We start from the raw sequence: 12,913 nt of genomic DNA, 5'->3' as shown, positions 1-12,913 counted from the left end.
TTAATTTAGTCCCAAATCCGCTGGTGTACCAGAACGTCAGGCTGTGAAAAAACCTCTTTTTTGCGTTAAAATCTTCAATTTTTCCTTTTCTACAATCCAAAAGAAAGCCTTTTAAGAAAGGTCTTTTTTAGGCTGCTAATTTTAAACTGGAAAAAAAGAACTCTAAATTCAGCTTTAAATAACTCGTTTTTAGCAAAAACAAGACTTTTGCCTTGTAGGGTGAGTTCCATTTTTTGAGTTTGGCAATCAAATCGGGAACGCCTAGGATATTGATACTGCGTTTGATGTTATACACCAGCATAATCAGGCTGTGTTCTCCGTTTACTTTTTCTAATCCCGTTAAGTTGGTATGGTTATAGCCCCATTGTCGTTTGATGGTGCCAAAAATATGTTCATTAATTTCTTGCCTCATGCGGTACAACTGCGCATTTGCATGGTAACGCTTGTTGTTTTCTTCTACGGCATCGGCATATTGGCTTCGGTCGATTTCTCTGCCTGCAGCTCTACTTGTACATAAATGCTTTACGGGACATTCTTTGCATTTTGGGGTTCGGTATTTTTTAAAATTATAACTGTCTTTATCTGTAGTTTTCTTATGCCAACTGCCTGTAGTTTTTAGTGTTTCGCCTTGTGGGCAAGTATAAGTATCGGTGTCGTGATCGTATTGAAATTGGGCTACCAAATAAGCCTTGGTCGTACCGTTTTCGTTACTTTTTCCTTGTTCAGGCTGTGCTACAATGGTAGTTATGTTGGCTTGTTTGCAGATTTCTATTTGTTTGCCATTATGGTAACCTTTATCGACCAATGCAGTATAGGTTTCGATACCCAGATTCTCTTTGGCTTCTATGGCAATAGCTGACAAAGCACTGCGATCATTCTTATTGATGGTGTGCGTGGCTACAACAAGATTATTTTTAGCATCGACTGCGGCTTGAACATTAAACGAAATTTCAACTACTTGTCCTTGAACTAGTAATGCTCTGGCATCACTGTCAGTTGTGCTTATTTGAGGCTCGCCACTTGCTTTTAGTTTTTCTTCCAGTTGCTCATAACGCAATTTGTTCCCTTTCAATCGGTCTAACTTTTGTTGGATATTTTGGATTATAGCTGGATTATCTTTGCCGTCATTTTCTTCCAAGGTATCCAAGTATTCTTGGGTCTTAGCTTCAATATAAGCTAAGTGTTTGTCTATTTTCTTTTGGTTAAAATTGGCTTTCTTACTATTGTGCGCGCGACTTTTGGTGCCATCAATAGCTATAGTTTCACCGCCTATTAAGTCAGAATCTTTTAAAAAGAGAACATAGAGTTTGAATAATTTTTTCAAAGCAATAGGATTGTCTTTTCTAAAATCTGAGATGCTGTGGTAATTGGGACGAATATCCTCTAAAAGCCATTGCATTTCGATGTTTCTCAAACATTCCTTTTCTAGATCACGGCCACTTCTGATTCCGTTGAGATAACCGTATAAATACATCTTTAGAAATACTTTACTATTGAAACTTGGGCGACCTTCGGTCTTGAGCGTTTTTACAGCAAAATCGAGTTTAGAGAGGTCAATATATTCGACAAAGGCATCTATAAATCGCACCTGATTATCGGGACTTATAGTGTCTTCTAAACTTGAAAAACGCATTTGTTGACGGGAAATACCTGTGATATGTTGCATTCTTAAAAATACGAAAAATCTTCTTTTTATACTAGTATTTTGTTATATTTGATGATAATACAACGGAGGTTTTTTCACAGACTGACGTTAGCGGTCAGTTTAAAGAGCCGAATGAAAAACGATAAAATATGAATATCGAAAGAAAGCAATTAATAGAATTATGTGACAAATTTTTAAATGATGAAATCAATTCAAATGATTTATCAGTTTTTGCTTTTGATGCAATCATGTCAGATGAAGTAGAATGGAATGAAAATGACGAAATAATTTCTGAAACGCTTTTCGAATGGGATAATGAAGAAATAAACTTTCCTATCAACAAAGTAAATATGAAGCTTTGGAAAAACAGGCTTGAAAATGATGTTCACGAATTAATGATTTATAACAATTGGAATGTCCACATTGAAAAACAAAAAGAAATTTGTGAAAAATATGGCTCAAATTGGAAGCCCATCAATAAAACACTTAACATTGGTATTTCAGAAAATTTAGATTTAGGCACATTAAATGGATTAAGACATAGAACCAAAAAAGGAGAAGTTTGTTGGTTTATTTGGAGTGGAGAATATTCGGAAGACGATAATTTTTTTCAACCAATTTGTGCTGAACATTTAATGCAGAGAAAACCAAAACTGATTGACTATTTAGGACTTGACGTAGGATTTAGATTTCTAATACGCGAAAATGGATATGAAGATGTCTGGTTTGACGAAAAGCTATTGGAAATAGAAAAACCGAACCGCTAACAGCTACTACAATGGATTTGTGCAATAGACTTAATTTAATCCAAAATTATCTAAATTAGTCTTCCAACAAACTATCAAATAAAAATAAATAAGAAACATTTTATACATGAAAAGAATTACTGTCTTTTGTGGATCCAGTTTTGGAAACGAAAAAAATTATGAAATTCAAGCTTTCAAACTGGGACAAATAATGGCTGAAAATAATTATGAACTCGTTTATGGCGGTGCAAAAGTAGGTCTTATGGGAAGTGTTGCAGATGGAGTTTTAAATCATAACGGAAAAGTATTTGGTGTTTTACCAAGCTTTCTGATGAACAAAGAAATCGCTCACGATAGATTGACCGAATTATTCATCGTGGAAAGTATGCATGAGAGAAAAACCAAAATGAATGAACTTAGCGATGGCATAATTGCTTTGCCTGGCGGATTTGGAACTCTGGAAGAATTTTTCGAAATGCTGACTTGGGCACAACTTGGGCTCCATAAAAAACCAATCGGAATTTTGAATGTCGATGGTTTTTATGATTTGCTGTTGGAATTTGTTGCAAACATGGTCGATAAAGGTTTTCTAAAACCAACCAATCAGCAAATGATACTGGTGAGCGATAATGCCGCAGATTTGCTTGATAAAATGGAAAATTATGTCGCTCCCGAAGTTGGAAAATGGATTAAAAAAGGAAATGAATAATTAAAAAAATCAAGACTTTAATTCAACAAATGAATAACAATCAAAACGCGGTTAGCGCATTATTAGCTGAATATAAAAAAGCGATTATTGAATTGCAGCACGTAATTCATGATATTTCAGAGGAGGACTTAACATTTACAGTAGATCATGCGACGCTAAATCCGGATTGCAAATCCATTCAAACGATACTTTCTCATGTGGTGAGTTCCGGATATTCTTATTGTGTTTACATTCAGAATTTTAAAAACAAGAATACTGTACGTCCCGAAAAAGTAAATCGGAGTTCCATTGCTGACTATATAAATGATTTAAATAAAATTCTAAAATTCACACAGGAAACATTTGCAGCTATTGATGATGATGCACTTGAAGAATGGGATGCTTCAAAGAAAATTAGGACTTCTTGGGGACAACTTTATGACATCGAACAATTAATGGAACATGCAATAGTTCATATTTTACGTCACAGAAGACAAATTGAGACATTTAAAACCACAATTAAACAACTACACTAAACCGCAAACAACTGAGCAGTAGTTTGTTTTTATGGTATAAAACAATATATTTACTTAAATTAGCCTTAAAACAGTCAGGCAATTATTCCAAACCAAAAAAACACGAACAATATGAAGTGGACAGCATCTTTTTTTCTTATCCTAATTATCAACATGGCAAGTTATAGCCAAAAGATTGATGAAGCTGCAGTTATAAAAAAACTACTGGAAAAAGAATCCGCAACATGGAGAGCTGCTGATAGTAAAGGTCATTCGGAGTGCTGGCACATTCAACCGTACAGCCGAATATTGATTTCTACTGCTGATGGAGTTACACTTGATATTCCGCCAACTGCTATGATTAACACCAATCCTAGTGCCATGGGAAATGGCGGTTTTTCTGTAAATACAAATTATAAAATGAGTATTAATGGAAATAGCGCCTGGGTAAGCCATGACGAAGAATCTACGGCTAAGGATGGCAAAAAAACTTTTTCCTATGAAATTCGATTATTAGAAAAAATAAAAGGACAATGGAAATTAGTGGGGCAATCCATTCACTTATATAATCCAAAATAATTTTTAAATCTTCAACTTTATTATGTTTTCTAATTTACGGTACAACATTACAATCTCTGTTTTAATAGATTTTAAAAAAATTTAATTTTACTCAAAAAAAGAAGCATTATTTATAGATTTTCTTCTTTTATATTATGTCTACAGACAAACTAATAAATAATAGTAATACTTTGAATCAACAAATAACTAATTATTTATCAATTCTATTAAATAAACGTTTATAAACCAATATTAAATGTTAATAATTTTAACAATTTGTTAATAGTATTCAGTAAATAAGAAAAGTAATATTTATAGTTTTACAGTCCAACAAATTATTAAAACAATTATGAAGCAATTTTACTTAAAGACACAGTTCTTTCTTGTAGCTGTATTTATTTTTTTAAGTTTTATTTCCAATGCTCAAGTTCCTGCTTATTATAACGGAACTAACATTAGCCAAACAGGAAATGCCTTAAAAACAAGCCTGTCAAATTTAATCATTTCAACCCATTCTACTTATTTGACTTATACCCCTGGAGTTTGGGATGCTCTGAAACAAACTGATTTAGATCCTAACGATCCTTCGAAAGTTTTACTGATTTATGGTTATAATGACAGTGATGCTGATTTAACAAATGACCGAACCCGCTCCAAAGATAAAAATGGTGGAAACCAAGGGGACTGGAATAGAGAACATGTATTTCCTAGATCATTAGGAAATCCTAATTTAGGAAGTGAAGGTCCAGGAAGTGATGCACATCATTTAAGAGCCTCAGATGTAAATTTTAATGCAACTAGAAACAATTATCCTTTTGGTGCCGGATCTGGAAATGCTAAATTACTCAACAATATCTTCTATCCTGGCGATGAATGGAAAGGTGATGTTGCCCGTATGATTATGTACATGTATTTGCATTATGGTACACAATGTCTTCCTAGTGTAGTTACTGTAAGCTCACAGAACTACAGTACTGATATGACCGATATTCTACTAGAATGGAGTGCAGAAGATCCAGTTTCCCAAGTAGAAATTAATAGAAATACAATATTAGAAGGAGTTCAAGGAAACAGAAACCCTTTTATTGATAATCCTGCTTTTGCGACAGCAATTTGGGGTGGGCCACAAGCTCAAAATAGATTTGATGGTAGTGTTCAATTGGATACAGAAATTCCGTCTGTACCTGCTAACTTGGTTGCCACAAATACAACCGCATCAGAAACTACATTAACATGGGTTCAGTCTACAGATAATGTGGGCGTTTTAGGATACCGAATTTATAACGGAACAGCACAAATTGCTTCTTCTTCAACCCCTAGTTATGTTTTATCTGGATTAACAGCTAATACAAATTATACTTTATCCATAAAAGCATTTGATGCGGCTGGAAACATTTCAAACGCTAGTAATAACGTAGCTGTAAAAACTCTAGCTGGTACACCACCACCAACTCCAACTACTTCTGTTGTTTTCATGAACGAAATTCATTATGATAATGCAGGTACTGATGTAGGTGAAGGTGTTGAAATTGCTGGAACAGCTGGAACCGATTTAACAGGTTGGAGCATTATTCCTTATAACGGAAATGGTGGTGCATCTTATACTCCTGCAGGAAGTTTATCAGGTATAATTCCGAATCAGTCTAATGGATTTGGAACTGTTTTTGTATCTATAAATGGATTACAAAATGGAGTACCAGATGGCCTTGCATTAGTAAACAACTTAGGAAATGTAATTCAATTTTTAAGCTATGAAGGAATTTTTGCTGCTACTAATGGTCCAGCAAGCGGAATGACAAGTACGAATATTGGTGTTTCTGAAATTGGAACCGAATCAATAGGCTTATCATTACAGTTGAAAGGATCTGGAAATCAATACAGTGATTTTACATGGCAAACATCAGTTGCAAGCACCTATGGAAACATCAATAACGGACAATCATTCGCAATGGTTGCCGAGCCTCTTACTCCACCAACAAATTTAGTGGCAACTAATCTTACTGCAACCACTTCAACTTTATCTTGGACAGCAGGAACATCAAATGCTTCTTTTGAAATTTATAACGGAAGTACATTATTAGCAGCTACAACAGCCACTAGTTTTACTCTTACTGGTTTAACACCAAATACTACTTACGCCTTAACAGTGATTGCATTAGATGCTAATGACAACGCTTCAATAGCTAGTAATGTGGTTAGTATAACTACCTTAAATAATACTACACCTACTCCAGCTGGAGCTGTTTTTATCAACGAAATTCACTATGATAATGCAGGAACAGATGTTGAAGAAGGTGTTGAAATTGCTGGGCTTGCAGGGACCGACTTAACAGGATGGAAAATCATCCCTTACAATGGTAATGGTGGCGCTTCTTATACTCCAATAGGAAATTTATCAGGAACAATTCCAAATCAATTAAACGGATATGGAACAGTATCAGTTGCTATTCTAGGATTACAAAATGGTGCTCCTGACGGAATTGCTTTAGTAGATGCAACGGGAAAAGTCATTCAATTTCTAAGTTACGAAGGTGCTTTTACAGCGAGCAATGGTCCTGCTGCAGGAATGACAAGTACTGATATTGGTATTGCTGAGGCAAGTACTGCAACTGTTGGAAATTCACTTCAGCTTATTGGTAAAGGAACTAAATATGCTGATTTTACATGGGTAGCAGCACCAAGTACTTTTGGAAAACCTAACAAGGGAGAAAAATTTGGTGAATTAGTTTTTATCAATGAAATCCATTATGACAATGCGGGAACTGATACTGGTGAAGCAGTAGAAATTGCTGGTTACTCAGGAACTGATCTAACAGGATGGAGCATCATTCCTTACAATGGAACAGGAGGAGCTAGCTATACTCCAACAGGAAATTTATCCGGAATTATTCCAGATCAATTAAATGGTTATGGTACTGTATCAGTAAGTATTGCTGGATTACAAAATGGTGCTCCTGACGGAATTGCATTAGTAGATGCTTCTGGAAAAGTTATTCAATTTTTAAGCTACGAAGGTACTTTTACTGCTACTAATGGTCCTGCTGCAGGAATAAAAAGTACGGATATAGGTATTGCTGAAGCAGGTACTGCGGCAATAGGAACTTCATTACAATTAACTGGAGTAGGATTTACTTATGCTGATTTTACTTGGCAAGCAGTCAATAATACTTTTGGAACTATAAATAAAGGACAGTTTTTTGGTAATGCTTCTGATATACTGGTAGTTATTCCAATTGCTGAAGCTAGAGCAAAAACAGATGGAGAAATTGTAACTGTAACTGGAGTTTTAACCGTTTCTGACCAATTTGCAGGATCAGCTTACCTACAAGATGCTACAGGAGCGATAGCTGTTTTTGACAAATCGGTTCATGGAACTGGACTTTTTAAAATAGGAGATTCTATCACAATTACAGGAACTAGAAGCACTTTCAGCGAACAAGTACAAATAAGCCCAGTAAGTGCGGTTACCAATAATGGATTACCTAATCAACCTATTGTGCCTCTTACTATCACTTTGAGTGAAATGGCAAACCACCCTGCTGAATTAGTTCGCATTCAAAACACAACTTTTCCTAAACCTGGTGCCATGATGTTTGGTAATTCAAACACTAATATTACGGATGCTAGCGGAACAGCTCAATTGAGAATCGATGCAGATGTAAATGATCTTACAGGTTTTGCGCAACCAGAAAATTGTTCAGAAATAATAGGTGTTGTGGGGAATTATTTTGCAACTCAACAACTATTACCTCGAATGAGAACAGACTTACCTTGTGCAAATAAATATGAACAAACTGGTAATGATTTAGCAATTTCAAAAGAAAAAACTTTGGATATCGCTACTTGGAACATCGCTTGGTTTGGTGATGAAACCAATTCGCCTGCAGCAGGAAACACCAACTCTGATGCCATACAAAAAGCGGCTGTCAAAAATGTTTTACAGCAATTAGATGCTGATATTTATGCTGTAGAAGAAATCTCTGATGATGCTTTGCTTGCTCAGATGGTTAGCGAAATGAATGATTACAGTTATGTTTTATCAGAGGCTACATCATATCCTAATGATTTTAGTAGTCCAAAACAAAAAGTTGGATTTATTTATAAAAATAAAACAGTAACTCCGTTGAATACCAAGGTGCTTTTGAAAACCATTCATCCTTTTTATAATGGTGGCGATGTTTCAGCACTTGCAAATTATCCTGATGCTGATAAATCTAGATTCTTTGCAAGCGGTAGATTGCCATTTATGATGACTGCAAATGTTACAATTGATGGTAATCAAAAACAAATCAATATTATTAATCTTCATGCAAGAGCAAATACCAGTGGTGATGCGCAAAGCAAATATGATATGCGTAAGTTTGATGTAGAAGTTCTAAAAGACACATTGAGTGCACAATATCCCGATTCAAACTTAGTATTACTAGGAGATTATAACGATGATGTTGACTATACAGTATCTGATGTAACAACTACAGTTTCTACTTATGAAGATTATGTAAATGACAGTTCTAATTTTAATGTACTTACTAAAACATTGAGTGAAGCTGGCTTTAGATCGTATGTTACTTATGAAAACATGATTGATCATATAACAGTTTCTAATGAACTTGCTCATTTATACATCAATGAATCCGCTAGAGTACATTATGAATTTTACACCAGTGATTATACAAAAACAGCTTCGGACCACTTTCCAGTTTCTGTAAGATTGCAATTAAAAGAATTTACTCTTGACGCTAGCAGTGCAACAAATATTACTTGCAATGGCGAAGCTAATGGTACTGCTACTGTTTCTGTTTCAGGCGGAATTGCACCATACACCTATACTTGGAGTACTGATGAAATTACAAATACAAACTCCGTATATAATCTTGATGCAGGAACTTATACTGTAATTGTAAAAGATGCTTTAAACAATAAATTGACTGCTAATTTCATTATAACTGAGCCTTCATTGATTACTATTCCATCAACAAATGAGGTAAATGTATATTATGGTTACACTAATGCTTCCTGCACGACACTTTCTGCCGGTACAGTAACTGGAGGAGTATTACCTTATACATACCAATGGAGCAATGGAGCAACCACAAGTAGTATTGCAGTTTGTCCTACGGCAACTACGACATATACACTAATTGTGAAAGACGCTAACGGTTGTATATCTGCCACAGAAAAGATTGTCAATGTAATTGATGTGCGTTGTGGTAGTAATTCAAAAAATCCAAAAGTGGAAATATGTCATAACGGAAAAACAATTTGTATTGATGAAAATGCTGTTGCAAGCCATTTAGCCCATGGAGACAGTTTAGGTAATTGTGCATCAATAAATAAAGATTCCGTATCGATAACTGATGTAAATGTATTTCCAAATCCATTCGTAGAAAGTGTAGATGTAAGCATTAACATTTCTGAAAATACAAAGGTTGACTTTTTACTTTATAACTTCAACGGACAGATTGAAAAACAAAGCAGTCAAGAAGTTAAAGCTGGAAAATCAATTACAAAATTAGAATTATCAGAATTGAATAAAGGATACTATTTCTTGAAAATCGCTATAAATGGTAAAGTTAAAGATATCAAATACTTGATTAAACAATAATTTTTTATAAAGAGATAAAAAAATTCTCTCTATCCAATAAATCAACTATAGCCATCAAAAGTAATTTTGATGGCTTTTTTTTTGATCGGCTACAGCTATTATTTACATTTTAATTCTACTCCAACTTTTAAGAAAACAAAAAAGAATTATTTACATAATCTAAAACATTATTTGCAATCAAAAAATATTAGGTATTCTATATTGATTTAAAAAACAACTATCAATGTCCGCTTTTGTATTGAAATGACTAAACAAGATGCACAAACTTATTATCATTTTAATGTTAATCAGAAAGCATTTCGGCTTAAACCTATCAGGATTTTATACTTCCAGACTAGGAGGCGTTTCCACGAGAAACTGTAGTTATTCTCATATCCAAATGAAACAATAGCATCACCTTTTTTGCTGATGCAAAAGGCAATAAAACAAATAGTACAACCTTAATACAAGAAAACACAAATAGCTGTTTATTAAATACTTAAAATAAAAAATATTAAAAAAAAGTATATTTTTTGTACCAATAAAATAATTATTTGTTTAAATTTACAGTATTGGTTTAAACAGGCAGGAACACCTACTACCTCATCTTTTAAACTTGATATGTAAATTTCAAACCTACTTCAGCATTACAAAATTTACTATCCTAATTAACTAAAAAATCCGCCCCAGTAATTTTCTATTGTTTCTAATCTAGCATACCAATAATGGTCTGTTTATACTTAAAAAACATACGAAATGGGGAAGTACAAATACATACTGTTTTTTGACCAAATTGATATTGATGCTATTGGTAAAGTTGGTGGCAAAAACGCCTCTCTCGGCGAAATGTACAATCAACTCAATCCAATAGGGATTCGTATTCCTAATGGGTTTGCTGTTACTGCTGAAGGATATCGTCTTTTCAGGAAAATGAATAATCTGGAAAAACCATTGAAGGATTTATTATTTTCATTAGATACACAGCACTATTCCAATCTTTCTTCCATTGGAGAAAAAGCCAGAAACCTTATTTTATCTGCTGCTATTCCGGACGAAATTCGAGATGAAATTTACGCTGCCTACCAATCCCTTAGTGAACAATGCAACTGCAATACCCTTGATGTGGCCGTGCGAAGCAGTGCTACGTCAGAGGATTTACCAACTGCGAGTTTTGCAGGCCAAATGCAATCGTTTTTAAACATCAACGGTACTACACAATTATTGGATGCCGTTCATCGCTGTTTTGTATCCTTGTTTACAGATCGAGCCATCAAGTACCGTCATGACATGGGTTTTGCCGCATTAGACATTGCAATTTCTGTTGGCGTACAGCAAATGGTACGAAGCGATAAAGCTTTGTCCGGTGTAGCGTTTACCATTGATCCCGACAGCGGTTTTGAAAACACCATCATCATCAACGGGTGTTGGGGATTAGGAGAAAATATTGTTCAGGGAACTGTGACGCCTGATGAATGGATGGTTTTTAAACCTACTTTAGAAAACCCGGATTTGAATCCCATTCTGAAAAGCCAGTGCGGGAGAAAAGAATTCACGATGATTTATGCAGAAAAATCAGCAACCACATCGGCAGAAAATACCATTATCAACACCGATACATCTTTCGAAAAACAAAATCAGTTTTCGCTAACAAATAAAGAAGTTATTCAACTCTCTCAATGGTGTTCTAAAATTGAAAAACATTATAAAAAACCAATGGATATTGAATGGGCAAAAGACGGTTTGAATAACCAACTCTACATCGTTCAAGCTCGTCCGGAAACCGTTCATGGAAAAGCGAATAAACAAGTTCGGGAAATTTACAAACTCAAAGAAAAAAGCACGCTTTTGACACAAGGAATTGCGCTTGGCGATAAAATTGCTTCCGGAAAAGCGCGTATTCTAAACAGTCCGCAAGAAGGCGATTTATTGCAAAACGGGGAAATCATAGTAACCGATTTGACTAATCCGGATTGGGATCCCATTATGAAAAGAGCATCGGCAATCATTACCAACAAAGGCGGACGCACCAGCCATGCAGCGATTGTAGCCAGAGAACTCGGAACAGTTGCCGTTGTGGGTTGCGGAAATGCTACTTCTGTTATAAAAAATGGTCAGGAAATTACCGTTTCCTGTGCCGAAGGCAAAGAAGGAAACATCTATGACGGAAAATTGAAATGGGAAGTATCAGAACAGGATTTCAGCAAACTTGAAATGCCAAAAACAGCTCCCATGCTTATTCTTGCTGATCCCGAAAGAGCCTTTGAATTAAGCCATTATCCCAATCAGGGCGTGGGTTTGATGCGAATGGAATTTGCCATTTCGAATACTATTAAAATTCATCCGTTGGCGTTGTGCGAACCTGAAAAAATAACAGATGAGAAAATTATTACCGAAATAGCCGCAATGACAAAAGGCTATGAAGATCCTAAAAACTATTTCATTGATAAACTGGCTGAAGCTGTAGCAATTGTTGCCGCCGCTTTTTATCCAAAAGAGGTAATTGTTCGAATGAGTGATTTTAAAAGTAACGAATATGCCAACCTCATCGGAGGAAAATATTACGAGCCAGATGAGGAAAATCCCATGATTGGTTTCCGTGGTGCCTCGCGTTATTACAGTAATTTTTATCGAAAAGGGTTTGCTTTAGAATGCGAAGCCATGAAAAAAGTACGAAACGAAATGGGACTGCACAATGTAAAACTGATGATTCCTTTTTGCAGAACCGTTGAAGAAGGTGAAAATGTACTTACCGAAATGTCTAAAAACGGATTGGTGCAAGGCATTAACGGATTACAGGTATATGTCATGATTGAGATTCCGAGTAATGTATTAATGGCCGATGAATTTGCAAAACTTTTTGACGGATTTTCTATTGGTTCCAATGATTTAACGCAACTCACATTAGGTTTAGACCGCGATTCCGCACTGGTAAGTTATTTGTTCAGCGAAGAAAACCCTGCTGTCAAATCTTTAATTAAAGAAACGATTCGGGTGGCCAAACGTTTTGAAATAAAAGTGGGATTGTGCGGACAAGCTCCGAGCGATCTCCCCCAATTTGCCAAATTTTTAGTGAACGAAGGCATTGACAGTATCTCGTTTAATCCAGATGCTCTAATAAAAGGAATTGAAAATATTTTGGAAGCGGAAAAGAAAACAAAAAGAAAAATTCTAATGTAA

7 protein-coding genes are annotated in these 12,913 nt (G+C 35.2%); 6 read left to right on the top strand and 1 reads right to left on the bottom strand.

Features of this window, described 5'->3' with window-relative positions:
* Positions 1–127 precede the first annotated feature (127 nt).
* Positions 128–1,666 (bottom strand): IS1182 family transposase, encoded by a 1,539-nt coding sequence (locus Q1W72_RS13975; protein ID WP_302135917.1) that lies wholly within the window; start codon positions 1,664–1,666, stop codon positions 128–130.
* A 128-nt stretch (positions 1,667–1,794) separates the two neighbouring features.
* On the opposite strand from Q1W72_RS13975, the gene Q1W72_RS13970 reads away from it, so the two are divergent.
* From Q1W72_RS13970 to ppsA, 6 genes are all read left to right on the top strand, one after another.
* Positions 1,795–2,412 (top strand): hypothetical protein, encoded by a 618-nt coding sequence (locus Q1W72_RS13970; RefSeq protein ID WP_302135914.1) that lies wholly within the window; start codon positions 1,795–1,797, stop codon positions 2,410–2,412.
* A 106-nt stretch (positions 2,413–2,518) separates the two neighbouring features.
* A complete protein-coding gene (locus Q1W72_RS13965; protein ID WP_099714836.1) occupies positions 2,519–3,100 on the top strand; it encodes a TIGR00730 family Rossman fold protein in 582 nt (193 codons plus the stop codon).
* Between the two features lie 29 nt (positions 3,101–3,129).
* Positions 3,130–3,615 (top strand): DinB family protein, encoded by a 486-nt coding sequence (locus tag Q1W72_RS13960; RefSeq protein WP_302135912.1) that lies wholly within the window; start codon positions 3,130–3,132, stop codon positions 3,613–3,615.
* 111 nt (positions 3,616–3,726) lie between these two features.
* The gene (locus Q1W72_RS13955) at positions 3,727–4,173 is read left to right on the top strand and encodes an endo-arabinase (RefSeq protein WP_302135910.1); all 447 of its coding nucleotides are present in this window, start codon (positions 3,727–3,729) and stop codon (positions 4,171–4,173) included.
* Between the two features lie 328 nt (positions 4,174–4,501).
* The gene (locus Q1W72_RS13950) at positions 4,502–9,757 is read left to right on the top strand and encodes an endonuclease (protein WP_302135908.1); all 5,256 of its coding nucleotides are present in this window, start codon (positions 4,502–4,504) and stop codon (positions 9,755–9,757) included.
* A gap of 735 nt (positions 9,758–10,492) precedes the next feature.
* Positions 10,493–12,913, top strand: coding sequence for a phosphoenolpyruvate synthase (ppsA, locus tag Q1W72_RS13945; protein WP_302135906.1), 2,421 nt, complete (start codon positions 10,493–10,495; stop codon positions 12,911–12,913).

The sequence above is a fragment of the Flavobacterium sp. ZE23DGlu08 genome (assembly GCF_030505335.1).
Taxonomy (GTDB): Bacteria; Bacteroidota; Bacteroidia; order Flavobacteriales; family Flavobacteriaceae; genus Flavobacterium; species Flavobacterium algoritolerans.
Note: the sequence above shows the minus strand (reverse complement) of the source record. Positions and strands in the feature narration are given on the sequence as shown.